This is a genomic window from Shewanella sp. SM32 (assembly GCF_025654235.1).
In the GTDB taxonomy this organism is placed as follows: Bacteria; Pseudomonadota; Gammaproteobacteria; order Enterobacterales; family Shewanellaceae; genus Shewanella; species Shewanella oncorhynchi.
In genome coordinates this window covers 1-19,843 of the sequence record NZ_JAKKRO010000058.1, presented here as the reverse complement: position 1 = coordinate 19,843, position 19,843 = coordinate 1, and the positions used below count along the sequence as shown (strand labels likewise).

Annotated in this window: 10 protein-coding genes; 3 read left to right on the top strand and 7 right to left on the bottom strand. The window is 46.8% G+C overall.

Translation table 11 applies throughout. The features are described from left to right. Positions 1–19: 19 nt before the first annotated feature. From cydB to purL, 3 genes are all read right to left on the bottom strand, one after another. The gene (gene cydB / locus L5M10_RS18795) at positions 20–1,159 is read right to left on the bottom strand and encodes a cytochrome d ubiquinol oxidase subunit II (protein WP_028761243.1); all 1,140 of its coding nucleotides are present in this window, start codon (positions 1,157–1,159) and stop codon (positions 20–22) included. Between the two features lie 15 nt (positions 1,160–1,174). Beyond that, positions 1,175–2,731: a cytochrome ubiquinol oxidase subunit I gene (locus L5M10_RS18790; protein ID WP_028761244.1), complete on the bottom strand. Its 1,557-nt coding sequence runs from the start codon at positions 2,729–2,731 to the stop codon at positions 1,175–1,177. Between the two features lie 1,270 nt (positions 2,732–4,001). Further along, on the bottom strand, positions 4,002–7,883 hold the full coding sequence (gene purL, locus L5M10_RS18785; protein WP_263181312.1) for a phosphoribosylformylglycinamidine synthase: 3,882 nt from the start codon (positions 7,881–7,883) through the stop codon (positions 4,002–4,004). Positions 7,884–8,162: 279 nt separating this feature from the next. On the opposite strand from purL, the gene mltF reads away from it, so the two are divergent. Continuing rightward, complete coding sequence (gene mltF, locus L5M10_RS18780) at positions 8,163–9,593, top strand: membrane-bound lytic murein transglycosylase MltF (protein WP_105251900.1); 1,431 nt, start codon at positions 8,163–8,165, stop codon at positions 9,591–9,593. 469 nt (positions 9,594–10,062) lie between these two features. Here the strand turns inward: mltF and tadA are convergent, their stop codons facing one another. The 4 genes from tadA to guaB form a co-directional block, all read right to left on the bottom strand. Beyond that, entirely contained in the window at positions 10,063–10,587 is a 525-nt protein-coding gene (gene tadA, locus L5M10_RS18775; protein ID WP_263255733.1) for a tRNA adenosine(34) deaminase TadA, read from the bottom strand. A 156-nt stretch (positions 10,588–10,743) separates the two neighbouring features. Further along, entirely contained in the window at positions 10,744–14,580 is a 3,837-nt protein-coding gene (locus L5M10_RS18770; RefSeq protein WP_263255726.1) for a hypothetical protein, read from the bottom strand. Between the two features lie 375 nt (positions 14,581–14,955). Beyond that, complete coding sequence (gene guaA, locus L5M10_RS18765; RefSeq protein WP_263196096.1) at positions 14,956–16,533, bottom strand: glutamine-hydrolyzing GMP synthase; 1,578 nt, start codon at positions 16,531–16,533, stop codon at positions 14,956–14,958. Positions 16,534–16,651: 118 nt separating this feature from the next. Next, on the bottom strand, positions 16,652–18,118 hold the full coding sequence (gene guaB / locus L5M10_RS18760; protein WP_006085677.1) for an IMP dehydrogenase: 1,467 nt from the start codon (positions 18,116–18,118) through the stop codon (positions 16,652–16,654). Positions 18,119–18,238: 120 nt separating this feature from the next. Here guaB and xseA point away from each other — a divergent pair, with 120 nt between their 5' ends. Then, positions 18,239–19,585, top strand: coding sequence for an exodeoxyribonuclease VII large subunit (xseA, locus tag L5M10_RS18755; RefSeq protein WP_219253447.1), 1,347 nt, complete (start codon positions 18,239–18,241; stop codon positions 19,583–19,585). 100 nt (positions 19,586–19,685) lie between these two features. Then, a partial coding sequence (locus L5M10_RS18750) for a transposase (protein ID WP_259573881.1) occupies positions 19,686–19,843 on the top strand: 158 nt, incomplete at its 3' end.

Below are 19,843 nucleotides of genomic sequence, written 5' to 3'. Positions count from 1 at the left end.
AGCAGATGCTCCTTAATGCCTAATAGAGTGAGGCTTTGTTATCTTCAATATGCTTACGGCCGATACGGCCAAACATCTTGTAGTAAGTCCAGACAGTGTAGCTCAACACTATAGGTACGAAAATCGCTGCAGCAGCAGTCATAACACCTAAGGTCATTTTACTGGCTGTTGCATCCCACATAGTCAAACTGACGTTAGGGTTAAGTGATGATGGCATGACGAATGGGAACATTGCTGCACCACAAGTCAAAATCACCATAGCCACTGTGAGTGAGCTGAATAGGAACGCAAAACCTGAACGGTTAAAGCGGCTAACCAAAATCACTAGCAGAGGCAATGCCACACCTAAGATAGGGAACAGCATAGTGATGGGGTATTTGTCATAGTTGGCAAGCCAAGCACCCGCTTCAATTGCGACGGTTTTCATGGCTGGGTTAGAAACTGCATTATGGTCCAGTACTGAAGTCACTACATAACCATCAATACCATTGGCTAACCACACACCCGCAGCAGCAAACAACACAGCCACTAACAATGCGAAGAATTGCGTGGCTTTCGCAGCACGAACACGCAGCTCACTGTCAGTCTTCATTTGTAGCCAAGAAGCGCCTTGCATCATAAACATGCTCACGCTCACAAGACCTGCCAGCAAACCGAAAGGATTCAACAGGCCGAACAGACCACCGTGATAAGTCGCACGTAGGAACTCGTCGAATTCAAAAGGTACACCTTGTAACAAGTTACCAAAGGCCACGCCTATGATCAGCGGAGGTACAAAACCACCGGCAAACAAAGCCCAATCCCATGACTTACGCCACTTTGGATTTTCGATTTTAGAACGATAATCGAATCCGACTGGACGCATGTAGAGGGCAAACAGCACTAACATCATGGCGACATAGAAGCCAGAGAAAGACACTGCATACACCATAGGCCAAGCGGCAAATAACGCACCGCCTGCTGTGATTAACCACACTTGGTTGCCGTCCCAATGGGGAGCAATAGTGTTAACCATGATACGGCGCTCAGTATCGTCTTTGCCTATAATTGGCAGTAACGCACCGACACCCATGTCAAAACCATCAGTAACCGCAAATCCGATGAACAGTACGCCGATCAGAGCCCACCAGATAACTCTTAATATTTCATAATCAAACATAATGAAATCCTCTGCTTAGGCTTCTAGGTTCTCGAAATGATAACGACCAGTTTTCAAACTGCTCGGACCAATGCGGGCAAACTTAAACATCAAGAACATCTCAATCACCAGCAGTACAGTGTAGAACAAGGTGATAGAAAGGATACTGAACCATAAGTCGCCAGTCGTTAAGCTTGACGCAGACATAAAGGTCGGTAGTACCTCAGAAATCGTCCAAGGTTGACGACCATACTCAGCCACAAACCAACCACACTCAATCGCGATCCAAGGCAATGGCAAGCTATAAAGTGCAGCTTTAAGTACCCATTTTTTCTCGGCAATTTGATGACGTGTGCTTTGCCAGAATGCCGCAGCAAATACGAACAACATGATAAAGCCTAGACCTACCATCACACGGAAGCTCCAGAAAATCGGTGCTACGTTCGGGATAGAATCTTTAGCTGCTGCTTTAATTTGCTCTTCAGTCGCATCAACCACTTTGTCTGTGTAGCGTTTTAGTAAGAAACCGTAGCCTAAGTCGACTTTCGCTTCTTCAAAAGCAGCACGTAGTTCAGGCGTTTCTTCACCCGCACGCAGTTTAACTAGCATGGCATAGGCTTTCATACCGTTACGGATACGCACTTCATGCTCAGCAATCAAGTCATGAATACCAGTCACTTCTTCATCCAACGAGCGTGTTGCCACTATACCCATCGCATAAGGAATTTTGACTGCAAAATCTGTTTTCATGGTTTCTTGATTCGGAAAACCGACAGCAGTAAAGGCTGCTGGAGCAGGCTCTGTATGCCACTCAGCTTCAATCGCTGCTAACTTAACGCGCTGTGCTTCACCCACTTTATAGCCAGATTCATCACCTAACACAATAACCGACAGAATCGCCGCCATACCAAAGCTTGCCGCAATCGCGAATGAGCGACGGGCAAAAGGTAAGTCACGTTTCTTGAGGATATAATAAGCACTGATCGCCAGTACAAACATGGCACCCGCCACATAACCCGAAGCGACGGTGTGAACAAACTTAACCTGCGCGACAGGGTTAAACACAACCTCAGCGAAGCTGGTCATTTCCATACGCATGGTTTCGTAGTTGAACACTGAACCCACAGGGTTTTGCATCCAACCGTTTGCCACTAGGATCCACAATGCCGACATGTTAGAACCAAAGGCCACTAACCAAGTCACGACTAAATGCTGACGCTTAGTGAAACGATCCCAACCGAAGAAGAACATACCCACGAAGGTAGATTCAAGGAAGAAGGCCATTAAACCTTCAATAGCCAGAGGCGCACCAAAGATGTCCCCTACGTAATGCGAATAGTAAGACCAGTTAGTACCAAACTGGAATTCCATTGCCAAACCTGTGGTAACCCCCAAGGCAAAGTTAATACCAAATAACTTACCCCAGAACTTAGTCATATCTTTATAAATTTGTTTATCTGTCATCACATACAGTGATTCCATGATAGCCAGCAAAAATGCCAACCCCAAAGTCAAGGGAACAAATAGGAAGTGATACATGGCTGTCAGCGCAAACTGCAACCGCGATAGCTCAACAACCTCTTCAACAATCATCGGTGACTCCTTACTTGGTGCGTCCAATTGCTATGACAAAACCCGCGTCAATCACAGCAAGTGCCTTTGTAGGATAGTGAGTTTTCATTTTGTGTTTATATCTGCGACAACAGTATAAACCGTTAAATTTAATCTTTTGCATTAGTTCGAAGCAGCAAGGGCTAAAAAGTACCAATATCTGTTGCATATTGAGACGCGAGTCACACTATCGCAAGTAACTGAGACCGACGCCCTACCACTCACTCAATCAAATGATTTCATCGATATAAATATCAGATAGTTAAGATATTTATTCATTTTCATTTGTGGCTATTTTATACCACCTCGCTTTGATGCAAATCAATCAAACTCAGGGGTTTAGGTGGGTTTTGCGGTGAGGCACACACTTCCCCACCAGAGAGGATTGACAATCGATAAAAACAAGAGTAGTGAGCAGCCATTAATTAATATAAAGTCATACTTTTACCAACTAGGCAGTAAAAATCAGCTCTAATCATCAAAAAACCAATAAATAAATAATGTTGCAACAAATTAACTAAAAAAATATTGTCACAAATTTAAGTGGCCACAATTTAAAACCTTTAAAATCAAATATAAATACATATAAATATAAAAAACCACAATCTAACAGGCTAAAATGCATTAGTTTTAATAATGAATATTTGTATTTTTTCTCGTTTGAGAAGCTAACCTAAGTTGTTTAATATATGTCCTGTGTTAAGGAGACAATTTGGTAGAACTGGTGTCGTAGCCCAGCCAAGACCAACTTCGCGCACATAGGTACTAACTTTTGGTGTGGAGATATCGATATGACTAAATTATTTGAACGTCTGGTTAACAGCTACAAGCGTGTTTTTGTTGAACTTTATACAGCTAATGAGCTGAAATAATCCCCAGAATTACTCGTGAAATTGATTGTATTTATGTGAAGTTTTGTTAGCGCAAAACGGCCCCCATCTCCCTGAGATTGGGGGCTTTTTCTATATTAAGACCCTAGCATCCCCCAACAACTCCAGAACCCCATAAAACACCACGCCCCGTATCAAATGCGCAACATACCTATTAATAGGTATTTACCGATTAAAGTGGCTATTTTGCCACTTTAGTCCATTAGATTATTTGCAATAAGCGTTAATAATTTGAAATACAATCACTTCCATAAAATGCATTTTATATATAAAAAAAGGAGCGAAATTATCGCTCCTTTTTTACGCTTTCATTAACCTGCTTTTACCCCTCAACAAAGGCAAAAGCCGTTGACTTTAAACGCTTAACCTAAGGTCACTCGTGCATTACGGAACATACGCATCCAAGGGCTATCTTCACCCCAAGCATCTGGATGCCAAGAGTTAGCCACTGTTCTGAACACACGTTCGGGGTGCGGCATCATCAAGGTTACGCGGCCATCTGTGGTACAAATCCCAGTCAAGCCATTTGGCGAGCCGTTCGGGTTTTGTGGATACTGAGTCGCGATATCACCTTTACCATTGACAAAACGCAGCGCAATCGTGCCTGACGCTTCGGCAATAGCCAGCGCTTCAGGGCTAGCAAACTCAGCCAAACCTTCACCGTGGGATACAGCAATGGGCATACGTGAACCTGCCATACCTTGGAAGAATAACGACGGGCTCTGTTGCACTTCAACTAAGCTGAAACGCGCTTCAAAACGCTCTGAGCGGTTACGCACAAAACGTGGCCAATGCTCGCTTCCTGGAATGATTTCTTTCAGGTTTGACAGCATTTGACAGCCATTACACACGCCAAGGGCAAAGCTTGAGTCACGTTCAAAGAAACGAGAAAACTCATCGCGAGCTCGCTCATTAAACAGAATCGACTTAGCCCAACCTTCACCTGCACCTAATACGTCACCATAAGAGAAGCCACCACAGGCCACAAGACCTTGGAACTCCTCTAGGCTGATACGGCCAGATAAAATGTCCGACATGTGTACGTCGCGGCTTTCAAATCCAGCACGGTCAAAAGCAGCGGCCATTTCTACGTGGGAGTTAACGCCCTGCTCACGCAAAATCGCCATCTTAGGCGCAGCGCCCTTAAGGATATAAGGTGCGGCAACATCAGTGCTTGGATCAAAACTTAAGTTAACGGTTAAGCCTAAATCGGTTTCGTCTTGCTTAAGTTTGAACTCTTCAAGCGCGCAGGCTGGGTTATCACGCAGAGCTTGCATACGATACGTGGTTTCTGACCACACAGTACGCAGCGCTACACGGGTATCACTGAAGATTTCACGCGCGCCATCTTTAATGGTGATGCGTTGATCGTCGGCTAGAGTTCCGATCACATGGCAAGGCACGCCAGCGATAGCGAACTGAGCGGCAATTTTCGCAGCATTGTCACGGCTCACTTGCAGCACAGCGCCGAGCTCTTCATTAAAGAGTCGTTCTAAATCAGTGCCCTGCAAGTCTTCTACATCTATGTCTAAACCTGTATTACCAGCAAAAGCCATTTCCACTAAGGTAGTGAATAAACCACCATCGCTACGGTCGTGGTAAGCGATAACCGATTTTTTAGCGACTAGATTTTGCATGGTTTCGAAGAAACCACGCAGCAGTGCAGCATCATCAAGATCCGGCGCAATATCACCCAGCTCACCAAACACTTGGGCTAAACAAGAACCGCCTAAACGATTTTTCCCCGCACCTAAATCCACTAACAGTAAAGACGTTTCGCCTTTATCGGTACGTAGCTCTGGCGTCACTGTATTGCGAATATCTTGCACCACACCAAAGGCGGTAATGACCAATGACATAGGCGACGTCACGGTTTTATCCGCGCCATCTTGTTGCCATGCGGTCTTCATCGACATAGAGTCTTTACCGACCGGAATGGTCAGGCTCAGCTCTGGACACAGTTCTTCACCTACGGCTTTCACCGCTTCATAAAGACCCGCATCTTCACCAGGGTGACCCGCGGCAGACATCCAGTTGGCAGAAAGCTTAATACGCTTAAATGAACCGATATCGGCACCGGCGATATTCATGATTGATTCAGCCACAGCCATACGGGCAGAGGCGCCAAAGTCCAGCAGCGCCAGCGGTGTACGCTCGCCCAGTGACATAGCTTCACCGGCGTAAGTATCAAAGCTTGCCGCAGTGACAGCGCAATCGGCTACTGGCACTTGCCATGGACCCACCATTTGGTCACGGTTCACTAAACCTGTAACTGTGCGGTCGCCAATGGTGATAAGGAAGGTTTTATCCGCAACTGTAGGCAAGCTCAGTACGCGTTTAACCGCTTCTTTAACATCAATCTTGTTTTGTTCGAGCGCTGGCGATACTGCTTTGGCCGATACCACATCGCGGCTCATTTTAGGTGCTTTGCCTAATAAGACTTCGAGCGGTAAATCGATAGGATTATTGTCGAAATGGCTATCGCTAAGCGTCAGGTGTTTCTCCGCTGTCGCTTCACCCACAACCGCAAACGGTGCGCGCTCACGCTCACAGATGGCAGTAAATAGCGCGAGGTTTTCAGGGGCAACTGACATCACATAACGTTCTTGTGATTCGTTACACCAGATTTCCAGCGGGCTCATGCCAGGCTCATCCGAAGGCACATTACGCAGATTAAACAAACCACCGCGCTCGCCGTCATTCACGAGCTCAGGGAAAGCGTTCGACAAACCGCCCGCGCCCACATCGTGGATAAATTGGATAGGGTTTTTATCGCCAAGCTGCCAACAGCGGTCAATCACTTCCTGACAACGACGCTCCATTTCTGGGTTTTCACGTTGCACAGAAGCAAAATCTAAGTCTTCACTCGATTGACCCGATGCCATAGATGAAGCAGCGCCGCCGCCTAAACCAATGTTCATCGCAGGCCCACCGAGCACAATCAGCTTAGCGCCAACGGTGATTTCGCCCTTTTGTACGTGTTCTTCACGAATGTTACCTAAACCACCGGCTAACATAATCGGCTTGTGGTAACCACGGACTTCAACACCGTTGTGGCTGCTGACTTCCTGCTCATAGGTACGGAAATAACCGACCAATGCCGGACGACCAAACTCGTTGTTAAATGCCGCGCCGCCAAGAGGACCTTCGGTCATGATGTCCAGCGCACTAACGATACGCTCTGGCTTGCCATAGTTACCTTCCCATGGTTGAACAAAACCCGGGATTTTTAAATTGGATACACTAAAGCCTGTTAAACCCGCTTTAGGTTTAGAACCACGGCCTGTCGCGCCTTCATCACGGATTTCACCACCCGAACCGGTTGCAGCGCCAGGATATGGGCTGATGGCGGTTGGATGGTTGTGAGTTTCCACTTTCATCAGGATGTGCATTGGTTCAGTGTGGTAGTTGTATACCCCATCAGGATCGGGGAAGAAACGACCCGCAACCGAACCTTCCATCACAGCAGCGTTATCTTTGTAGGCAGATAACACGTGATCAGGCGTGGTTTCAAAGGTGTTCTTGATCATCTTGAACAGTGACTTAGGCTGAACTTCACCGTCAATGGTCCAATCTGCGTTAAAAATCTTATGACGACAATGCTCAGAGTTCGCCTGAGCAAACATCATCAATTCGATATCGTGAGGATTACGACCTAAACGGACGAAGTTCTCGACTAAATAGTCGATTTCATCTTCGGCTAAGGCAAGGCCCAATGTAGTGTTAGCCACTTCAAGTGCGCGGCGACCTTCCCCAAGAATATTGACGCTCTTAAACGGCGCAGGCTCAGTGCGTTTGAACAGCACATCGGCTTTGGTAAAATCATCGAGGATAATTTCAACCATGCGATCGTGCAGCAACGCATTTAAAGCTTGTTGCTGAGGCGCTGTCAGTGCATCTGACTCGACATAATACGCAACGCCTCGCTCCAAACGCTTCACTTTACCAAGGCCACAATTGTGCGCGATGTCAGTGGCTTTTGAAGACCAAGGAGAAATAGTACCGGGGCGAGGAGTGACAAACAGGAGTGAACCTTGGGGGATATGAGCTTCTATCGCAGGTCCATAGGTGAGAATTTTTTCAAGTTGCTGGCGTTCATTTGTGTCGAGCAACTCGCTCAAATCCGCTAAATGGACATACTCAGCATAGATTTGGCGTACCGGAAGCGCAGCGTTTTCGCAGGCCTCCATCAGCTTTTGCACCCTAAACGTCGAGAGTGCAGGGGCTCCGCGGATGATCTCCATCACGTCTATTCACCTTATTATTTATTATTGCAGGGGTCAGAGGTGGCGCTATTATAAGGAAATGTCTGTCACAAATCACCTGCGACCTTACGCAAAACAGTGTTTCCTGTGATATAAAAAGCCCAGTATTGTGTCGACTGCACTTTCCCCCAGAATGATTTTTTTTCGAAATCGCAGACAAACGGATATAATCCCACCAATGTCAGCCAGTTCACCACTAATGCCCCACTGTTAACTCGCTATCTATAATATTGATTTTATTTACTATAAGTACATTTAATGACTCGATTTCTGTTCGCTCTTATCTTAGGTTTCCTACTGACTGCCTGTCAGCAGGTGACCGTGGACGAAACAGAATTCGTGCCAAAAAAATTAACTGAGCTAAGAGTCGGTACACTTTACGGCCCACAGATTTATATGACCTCGGGCCAAGGTGATAGCGGTTTCGATTACGATATGGCGGTATTGTTTGCCGAATACTTAAATGTGCCCTTAAAAATGGTGCCCTACACAAACCGTATCGAGTTGTACGAAGCCCTCAAAAAGAATGAAATCGATATTATTGCTGCAGGCATGACAGAAACACCCACAAGGCGAGAACAGTTCCGCTTAGGTCCACCGCTATACCGGGTGAATCAAGTGTTGGTGTATCGCGAAGGCATGCCAACCCCAAAAGACATCAGCGACTTAAAAGGCAAGATCACCGTCATCGCCGATTCTTCCTTCGTCGAGACCTTGACCCAGTTGCAAAAGCATTATCCAACGCTGGTGTGGGATCAAATTACCGACAAAGACAGTGAAGAGTTGTTGGCTATGATTGCCAACAAAGAAATTGACTACACTATCGCCGACTCTAGTAGCGTACAGATCAACCGTCGCTACCTGCCCGACTTGCGCTCAGGTCCTGTGCTAGAAGAAAAACTCGATGTAATCTGGCTGTTACCTCCCACTCACAGTGATGAACTTATGAGTAAATTGCTGGCCTTTTGGCACCAAGAGAAGCTTGCCGGTACGCTTGATCATCTCAACGAGAAATACTTTGGTCATGTAAAACGCTTCGATTATATCGATACTCGCGCATTTATCCGTGCCATTGAAACAGTATTGCCGCGTTATCGACAATTATTTGAAACCCATGCAGGCAATTTAGATTGGCGTAAACTGGCAGCAACCAGCTATCAAGAGTCACATTGGAATCCTAATGCCCGCTCGGCCACAGGAGTGCGTGGCATGATGATGTTGACTCAGCCAACCGCCAAAGAGATTGGGATCACCAACCGACTCGATGCCGAAGAAAGTATTCGCGGCGGCGCGGCGTATTTGAACGATATGATCAATCGCCTGCCAGAATCGATCCCCGAGAGTCAACGCATGTGGTTTGCGCTAGCCTCTTACAACATAGGATATGCCCATATTGAAGATGCACGTAAGCTTGCGGAATCGATGGAGTTAAATCCCAATGCTTGGCGAGATTTAAAAAAGGTACTACCGCTACTGCAAAAGCGTAAATATTATCAAAAAACACGTTATGGTTACGCCCGAGGCAGTGAAGCCGTTCATTACGTCGACAGCATCCGTCGCTACTATGACACGCTAGTCTGGGTGGATAATCAGTCGAAACAACCCGACCCCGATGATGACTCGAGCGACCTTACTGTGGAAGAACCCGTGCTTCCTGCAGGAACGTTAAGTCCTGATCAACCTAAATAGCTTAACTCGTTAGCGCTCAGGTGCATGGGCCAAACGACAATCCAACAACTCACTTCTTATATATCAAGTACAGAGTTTTACGTAACAAGAACACCAACATAAAAACTCAAGATGTACGTAGATGTCTTCAACAAGGTCAGATACTAAGCAACAGACAAGCTGAATTAAGGTTTATCAACCTAACTCAAATTTGCGATGAAAAACATCGCTTAGTTCAGCTTATCTGACCAGTGCTATTGCTGCACTCCTGTGCAACTGCTACTGTCTTGGGTTATGACCTAAGATAAATCTCTGTAGGGCATCGATAATAACAATTAATGGGGTCAATATGAGAAGAAAAACCATCAACAATACCGTTGCGCGTCGTCGTACTTTGCTAAAAATTCGTCATCGCCGTATTTTAAATCGTCAAAAACTCTTCTTTACTTTTATTCAGTCTCAGGATTAATTCTGTCACGTTAATCGACACTTACCCAATAGCTTGCTGCGCCTTTTGAGCCTGTTTCAGGGCTTTTTTCTCTTCCCTGCGACGTTTAAAAAAACGACTCAATTGCGCGCTACAAGCATCGGCCAACACCCCAGATGTGACTTCAACTTGATGATTAAACGCCGGATGTTGCAGTAAATTCACTACAGTACCCGCTGCACCCGTTTTTTCATCCCGTGCGCCAAATACCACACGAGCAATTCTGCTATGCACCATAGCGCCCGCACACATAGCGCAAGGTTCAAGCGTGACATATAAAGTCGCATCCAAAAGACGATAGTTTTCGACCAAACGCCCCGCTTCCCGCAAACATAAAATTTCCGCATGGGCGCTAGGATCATGCTGGCTAATGGATAAATTGTAACCCGTCGCAATCTGCTGACCGTCTTTGACCAATACCGCACCCACGGGCACTTCGCCCTCGGCCTCGGCTTTTTCTGCCATCTCCATCGCGACTTGCATCCAATGTTCGTCTAACTTCATTTGGTCCACTAGGCTGTCACTCATCTGTAAAAATAAGGCAATTATACCTATAACCAATAAAAAGGCGCACTTGCCGCCTTTCACTGAATAAGGATTAAGCCCTCTCGATTGTTGCTTGAGTCGATAATGGGCTTTCATCTCTCTCGGGATTGGACATGCAGAGTTCGGGGAGAGTAGCCCTTATTCAAACCGTTGCTCGTGCTCCATATCCTCCCGCTGTTCTCGCTCTTTCTGGCGCTCGATTAGTTGAACCAAGTTTGCAGAGAGTGTTTTAGCTGCGGCCGCAATATCTGATCTTTCATGTTCAACCAACTTTTTAATAGCATCCGCTCCAGGTTGCATTGCGTTTGCTCGGCTACCAGAAGTAACACGTTCAGCAAATGCCTCCAGAACAGTTTCAGGTTTAGGAGATGCTTCCAGCAGTCTGAGCGCTGACTCTGACATAATAACTGCACCCTTATTTCCATCCTGTTCCCAGAGACTAATACCCGCCGCTACAATCGCCCACACGTTGGTATCGTTTCTGGCACTGCACCATTCAATCAACACGTCCACATCGATTTTGGCGAGAATTGACGGCTCCAATCCGCTATGCCGAATAAAGAACTGCCGCAGATGTTGTTGCTTTTCAGTGCCGTCAAAAACACGATTCAGGAATGCTGCTGGCATTAATGCCGAAGTCGACGCAATGGTGTTTTCGCATGAATAAATGTAACCATAGTTGTCATCGACAACAGTAAATATGGTATCCAACCACTCTTGCTTTGCGGCCTCATTGCCATTAAAGCGTAACGCAGCACTGATCACACGCTCCATTCGGTAATCCCTGCCACCACTATAATTGTCATGATTTTTTGAGAGACTCAAGATCGCAGCTCTTAAACCTATTTGTCGAAAGTCGGGGCCAAGTGAATCCACATCCACGTCTTTTTCATGCAACCTCATGCTTAGCGCATCCAACACCACATCATCGCCGTTCGGTTTACTCAAAAGCCGTTGAGCGAGATTGATGATACGGCCTTTAGGTAAATGTGCATACTCGTCCCGCCAAAGGATTGGTTCATATATGCTAGGGTGAATTTCTGGGTCATCTAGAATTGCCATACAACGATCTAGGTCTGTTTCTGTAAATGTCCCCAAAGGATGTAGATAGACTAATGCGCGCCGAAGTATAGGATGTTGAGCGCACTGGTCGAGCAGTTTTTCAGCCAGAAATGAATTGATGGAATTAACCTCTGTGATGAAGCCATCAAAGATAGCAAAATTCCAGCTTGCCTCTGCATGTTGTTCCAGTTGATCGACGAGTTGCAGCCAAGTAGCCCACAAGTCATGTGCTCCCTTCGCAACCCCCTTCCCAAATGCTGTGCGATTAGGCATCCAATCATTTGAAAAAAGATGTGGACCCAGCTCGTCGAGCTTATGGTCCGATAACACAAACTCCTCTCCTAACCGGAACGCCTTGGTTTCAAGTAATTGCCTAGCTTCATTATATTTGTGGATTTTTTCATGATCAAAATTAGCATCCAATGCCCAATAATCCTGCCTATTGCTCAGCACATAAGTCAGAATTGCCGGAATCAAGTCATGGGGCTCCAACTCCCTCTCCAATGCGGCAAGATTGTCTGGCGGTGGCTCAACATCATCACCGTCTTTGCGCTTGGTATAGTCGAAATAGATAGTTGTTCGGACGGCTTTCCAACCATCTCCCCAAGGGCGATGTGCATGTAATTTGCGAGCAGCGTCAATTAGTTTTTCCCTCATTGCAACTTGTCGCCACATTCCTCTAAATGCTTTCGCCAGCGTCTGTCTTGCAAGATCTTCAAGAGTCGAATCACCGGAGGTTCCCAGTTTGACAGCAACGTCGATAAAAGCACTGCGCCACTGCACCAGCTGATCGTGATTGGGTTGAAATCCATAATCTCTTGGGCGAGCACCAAACTCGTTTACCCCTGACCCACTCCACCGCGCCTCTAAGGCAGTAGAGAGCATCCTAAAACCCAGCGACCTACGTCCAGCCACACTTGATGAAAGACATTCATTCATGGTCGCAATGCGTTGCTCTAAAGTAGCGTGGGTACCAGAGAGATATGCTTGGAAGAACTTCGTTATCTGATTTCGCACCGAGGCATTGTTGCTACTTTCCTCCTCGAAGTCCGCCAGACGAATGAGTAGCCTGATACAACGCTCAAAGGCGCTCGGTTCATACGCCAGTAATAGCAGAAGATTAATAATTGACGTTCGCCGAGACTTATAACCTAGTTTCATGCCCTTAAAATCAGAGGAGATAAGCATCGCTTCAATTCTGTCGAGCAGAACTTCTGGCGCAACTGGTGCGATATAATCCAGCATTCGTGCCGATATATCGTTTAATTCTGTTATCCGCCCCAGCAACCCATCGGGTTGAAGCCAAATCTCAACGATCTCTTTAGCCACAGGATGATCGTGCAACAACCCAAGCCTATGTGCGAAAGACATGAGTAAGCGTTGACGTTCGGGGGCTTCAAAGGTTTCTCTGAGTTGAGCAACGGGTAAATTATTCAGTGCCGATGTCGCCAACTTATTGGCAATGACATGGGGTAAAATAGCTCTCCAATGAGCCCTCTTCTGTACAATATGGCGGCCTGACAACTTGTTGACTGACCGATACAATTGGCTTGCAGAATACCCAAAGTTCGAACCCAATAACTCAAGTTCGTTTTGGCCTTTCTCAACAGTTGCTACCGAGAACGAATAGACCAGAGACAGTACTTCAGCGTGCTCACGCAGGTTATCATCAGGGCCTTTGCGTTGCTCAAACAAGCGATCAAACAACTGAGTATCAGAAAGCTGAGCCAAACTCTCACCTTCCTCAACCCGCTCGGCGATAGCTAGGGATACCCTCGCATTACCATCAGCAAACTCGGCAATTCGGCGGGTGTTATTCTGGCCGATTTTAGGAAAACGGCGCAGCAGAAGCTGTTCAGCCACCTCAGGCCCAACCGCTTCTATATGGATGACCTCTGTGGTCTGAGGCTTATCGTCTCTGATGTCATATTCAACCGTGATAAGGCTGACCATTGTGCCTACGGCCGATACCTTGCTTGCAAGCGAAGAGTGTAAATCTGAAGGGCAATTATCGAGGATCATGATGACCCGTTTACCCTCTGCAATCAGCCTGTCTAGCATTGCTGTAGCAGAAGGCTCCAGGCTTTCTCCGGTATCAACATAAACTGCGATAGTCCGGTCAAGCGCATCTGTACCGACCGTTTCATCGAAAAGTGCCTGTACGATTCTGGTCTTTCCAACACCAGATAACCCAGTGATGCGAACCGCCTTCCTAGTAGAGCGAATAAGATCTCGCATCGGTGCGATGGCGTCATTAATGCTGAGCTGTTGCCCCCTGCCTGACGGCAGAGTGACAGTCACACCTGGTGCTGAAATCAAGATGTCCGGCGTCCCCTCTGGTGGATTGCTCCATGCGCCGTATGGCTGCCAACCGGAATATCCCTGACCGAGATTTCTTTTTGTCCAGAGCATGACTGACGGATGTTGCCGTACCCATTGAGCCAGTTTAGAACGGTCGTAGAAGTCCAAGTAAAGATTGTCACTATTAGGATCATCCGCTACGGCATCTCGCATAGCTTTGAGGCGGTCCCTCTTCATAAGAGGAGAGCAATCATCACCTAAGCTGACAATGATATAGCTCCCACCTTTTTTAGCATGTTCAGAGATGGTCGGAGACAGTTTCCCTGCGGTGACCATTTCCTTAGTAATTGCAGCCCTCGGCATCGAATGCTTTTTTGCCTGAAGAATTGTGTTGGGCCTTTCGAGAAAACCTGTGCTCAGCTGAGCGACAGGGACTTGAACGTGAATATCAATCCCACCATCAGCAGCATTAATTGAACCTGACCAGTTTACATACGCAGGGCTATGCCCCTGCGCTGCTATTTCAGCCTCGGCGAGGCGAGCAATCAACTCTTCGAGCAGAGTATCAGAGAGTCGGAGTAATTCGTCTTTCTCAATATCAAAAATTGCCACGGTAATCCTCAGCTGAACATCTTGTTAACTCTATCTAGAGCAAGATAATTTTATCGGATAATCAAGAATTCGATAATAACAGCTCTTAGCATAATGATTAAAAAGAAGTTTAAGGAGAAAAACCTTATCAATAGATGTGTTAACTCAAATAGTGGTACACAATCCCGCATTGGAAAGAAAGTGCTGTCTTATATTATTACTCAGTCAAAGGACTGCAATTTGCGTCCGAAGCAATACTGACTGCTTCAGATTTTTGGATCACCTTGTTTTTTTTTTTAGAAAAAATATCGTCATCCCAATAAAAATGCCAGTCAATAAAATGACTGGCATTGAGATAAATCATAAATAGTATCTTATTAGCTATTTATATTTGGGCTATTCCCATTCGATAGTCGCTGGCGGCTTGCCAGAGATATCGTAAACCACGCGGGAAATGCCATCGACTTCGTTAATGATGCGGTTTGATACGCGACCCAAGAAATCATACGGCAGATGTGCCCAATGGGCTGTCATAAAATCGATGGTTTCTACGGCACGCAGTGACACAACCCAGTCATATTTACGGCCATCACCCATCACGCCAACTGAACGTACAGGTAAGAACACGGTAAAGGCTTGGCTGACTTTATTGTACAGATCGGCTTTATGCAGTTCTTCGATGAAGATAGCATCGGCGCGGCGCAGTAAGTCACAGTATTCTTTCTTCACTTCACCTAATACACGCACACCAAGACCTGGTCCTGGGAACGGGTGACGATAAAGCATGTTGTATGGCAGACCTAACTCTAAACCAATTTTGCGCACTTCATCTTTGAACAGTTCGCGCAGTGGCTCAACTAAACCCAGTTCCATATCGTCAGGCAAACCGCCAACGTTATGGTGCGACTTGATCACATGTGCTTTACCTGTGGCGCTGCCAGCAGATTCAATCACGTCAGGATAAATAGTGCCTTGCGCTAACCATTTTGCATTAGCGCATTTTTTCGATTCTTCATCGAAAATTTCCACAAATACACGGCCGATGATCTTACGCTTAGCTTCTGGATCGGCTTCGCCTTTCATCGCGTCGAGGAAACGATTTTCCGCATCAACGTGGATGATATTCAGACCGAAATGATCGCCAAACATTTCCATCACTTGCTCGGCTTCGTTCAAACGCAATAAACCGTTATCAACGAATACGCAGGTCAGTTTTTTGCCGATAGCGCGGTGTAGCAACATAGCCACAACCGACGAATCGACACCGCCCGACAAGCCTAAAATCACTTCATCATCGCCAATTTGCTTCTTCAAGCGCTCAATTGCATCTTCGATGATAGAAGAAGGTTTCCAGTTCGCCGCACAGCCACAAATGTCTAAGGCAAAGTGCGATAACATGCGCATGCCTTGGCGAGTGTGGGTCACTTCAGGGTGGAACTGTACGCCGAAGAATTGCTTCTCTTCGTTTGCCATAGCGGCAAATGGGCAAGTGTCCGTTTTAGCGACCGCCACAAACCCTTCAGGAATGGCCGATACTTTATCGCCGTGGCTCATCCATACGTCGAGTAAGGGTTTGCCGTCACTGCTAACCGCATCTTCAATGCCTTTGAATAGCAACGAATCTGTCAGCATTTCAATTTGAGCGTAGCCGAATTCCCCTTCACCCACACCTTGGATCACTTTACCGCCCAACTGCTCAGACATAGTCTGCATGCCGTAACAAATGCCCAGTACCGGCACTCCTGCAGTAAAGACGTATTCAGGCGCACGCGGCGAGTTTTCAGCCGTGACACTTTCTGGTCCGCCCGCAAGAATAATGCCGTTCGGAGCAAATTCGCGGATTTGGGCTTCGGTGACATCCCAAGCCCATAATTCACAGTAAACGCCGATTTCACGGATGCGACGGGCAATCAGTTGAGTGTACTGGGATCCAAAATCGAGGATCAGTATCTTGTGCTCATGAATATCGCTCATGGGTAACCTTTATCTCATCTATTGTTTTAACATTGCTCAAAGCAGCGACTGCCAGCTTTAAGTATTGGATCAAACGTTTTACAAAGAGGCGGCTTACGCCGCCCCTCTTATCAAACGATTAAGAACCTGAACGGTAGTTCGGCGCTTCTTTCGTGATAGTCACATCATGTACATGGGATTCGCCCATGCCTGCTGAAGTCACTTTCACAAATTGGGCTTTTTCATTCAGCTCTAGAATGGTGGCGCAACCTGTTAATCCCATACAAGAACGTAGGCCGCCCATATGTTGATGGATGATTTCCTTCAACTTGCCTTTATAAGGCACGCGCGCTTCTACACCTTCGGGGACTAACTTATCGGCAGCATTGTCCGATTGGAAATAGCGGTCAGATGAACCTTGAGACATAGCACCTAATGAACCCATACCACGGTAGGATTTATACGCACGGCCTTGATATAACTCAGTTTCACCTGGTGCTTCCTCAGTTCCCGCAAACATTGAGCCCGCCATGATGCAAGATGCACCCGCGGCTAATGCTTTGGCTAAATCGCCAGAGAAACGAATGCCGCCGTCGGCAATCACAGGAATACCTAGGCTCTTCATGGCTGCAGCGGCATCGGATACCGCGGTAATTTGTGGTACGCCCACGCCTGTCACGATACGAGTCGTACAGATAGAACCAGGGCCAATACCCACTTTAACTGCGTTAACACCCGCTTCGACTAAGGCTAATGCACCTTCTGCCGTGGCAACGTTACCGCCGATAATTTGCAAATCAGGATGTTTAGCGCGCGTTTCACGAATGCGTTGTAAAACGCCTTCGGAATGACCGTGGGAAGAATCGATAAGTAAAACGTCAACACCGGCTTTAACCAGAGCGTCAACACGCTCTTCATTACCAGCGCCCGCACCTACGGCGGCACCAACACGTAAACGGCCTAACTCATCTTTACAGGCATTCGGTTTACGTTCGGCTTTTTCGAAGTCTTTAACTGTGATAAGGCCTTTCAATTTATAGTTATCATCGACCACTAACACTTTTTCGATACGGTGTGAGTGCATCAATTTTTGCACTTCATCTAATTTAGTGCCTTCGGCAACAGTGACTAAACGCGCTTTAGGCGTCATCACTTCTTCTACCGTTTTGCTCCAATCTGTCACGAAACGTACGTCACGGCCAGTGATAATACCGACCAGCTCGTTGGCTTCGTTGACCACGGGATAACCGGCAAAACCATTCTTCAGTGTTAACACTTTCAGATCGGCTAATGTCGTTGATGGGGTCACAGTCACAGGTTGTTGAACCACGCCTGCTTCGTAAATTTTTACTTTACGAACTTCTTCGGCTTGTTTTTCAATACTCATGTTTTTATGAATAAAGCCTAAACCACCTTCCTGCGCCATCGCGATCGCAAGACGAGCTTCGGTGACTGTGTCCATAGCGGCAGACACAAGTGGGATATTCAATTCAATGGTATTGGTCAGGCGAGTTTTTAGAATGGCGGTATTTGGGAGTACAGTCGAATGCGCAGGAACAAGCAACACATCGTCAAAAGTAAGCGCTTCTTTAATTAAACGTAGCATATGCAACATCTCCCCAGTTGAGTAGGATTTAGAGGTGAAATATTGCGGCGGGATTATACCTTGCATATCGCCACTGGTAAATGGAAAATAGTAAATATCCCCATTTTATTGAGTTATTCGATGCAAGGCACCAAAAACAACATTTATACTGTCTCGCGGCTCAATGGTGAAGTCAGACAAATTCTCGAGGGGCAACTGGGTAAAATTTGGCTTAATGGCGAAATATCCAACTTTTCCTCCCCCAGCTCAGGTCATTGGTATCTCACCTTAAAAGACCACTCTTCGCAGATCCGTTGCGCCATGTTTAAAGGCCGTAACCAAACGGTCAGCTTTAAGCCCATCAATGGTCAGCAAGTGCTGGTCAAAGGCGCGATCAGCGTTTATGAACCCAGAGGCGACTATCAATTATTAATTGAGTCCATGCTACCCGCTGGGGATGGATTACTCGCCCAGCAGTTCGATGCACTCAAGATGAAGCTCGCCGCAGAAGGATTATTTGCCGCCGACACCAAAAGATTGCTACCCAAAAATATTCAACGGATTGGCGTTATTACGTCACCTACGGGTGCGGCGATCCGTGATGTGTTACATGTATTGGCAAGGCGCGATCCTTCCATCGAAGTCATTATCTATCCGACTCAAGTTCAGGGCGAAACCGCGGCGCAGAGTATTTGTCAGGCAATCAATATCGCCAACCAACGTTTAGAAGTCGATGTATTACTGCTCACCCGCGGCGGCGGTTCGCTTGAGGATTTGTGGTGTTTTAACAGCGAAGCCCTCGCCCACACGATTTATAACAGCGCCCTGCCCATTGTCAGCGCCGTCGGCCACGAAGTTGATACGACTATCAGTGATTATGTTGCTGATATCCGCGCCCCAACACCCTCTGCAGGCGCGGAGCTATTATCACAAGACAGTGATAATAAGGCGCAAAAACTCGCCACAGCCTTATCGCGCCTGCAACAAAGCGCGAAACATTATCAGCTTAAACAAGAAAGACGACTTAGTTTGCTAGAGCACAGACTGCAACGCCAAGACCCTAAACGGACTTTGCAGCAGTTCGAACAAAGATTCGATGAGATGCAATTACGACTAGAGTCCGCGCTGTCGAATCGCTTGCATCTGCTCAGCCGCCGTCAGCAGTTGCTCGCAAGCCGCCTTGAGCAGCAATCTCCCAAGCATAAACTCGCCATTGAGGGGAACCGCTTAAGTTATCTTGCGAGCCGCTTACAGGATGCATTGCAGGACAAACTCAGCCAAAGTGAACAGCGGATAAAATACGCGGCCCATCAACTCGAAACCGTCAGCCCGCTTGCCACGTTAAGCCGTGGTTACAGCATTACCACTGACATCCACCATCAAGTGGTCGACTCTGCCGATAAACTGGCCATCGGTGATAGTTTGCAGACCCGCTTGCGCCATGGACAAGTGATCTCAACCGTCACTCAGATAAAGCCGCTCGAATAACGAATAACACTAGGGTCTGTTGATCTTTCGAGAGTGATTTTTAGACAGCATGGCAAGACGTTATAATTTGCTTCGCCAAAAGTAACCATAACCTCAAGCCATGCCAAGACTTATGCTAACCGATGCACGCTGGGAAAAGCTATTTCATTTAATGAAAAGCACAGGCCGTGTTTATGACAAACCTGAACATAGACAAACATTCGAAGGTATTCTTTACCGCCTTAGAACAGGTATCCCTTGGCGAGATTTACCTAAAGA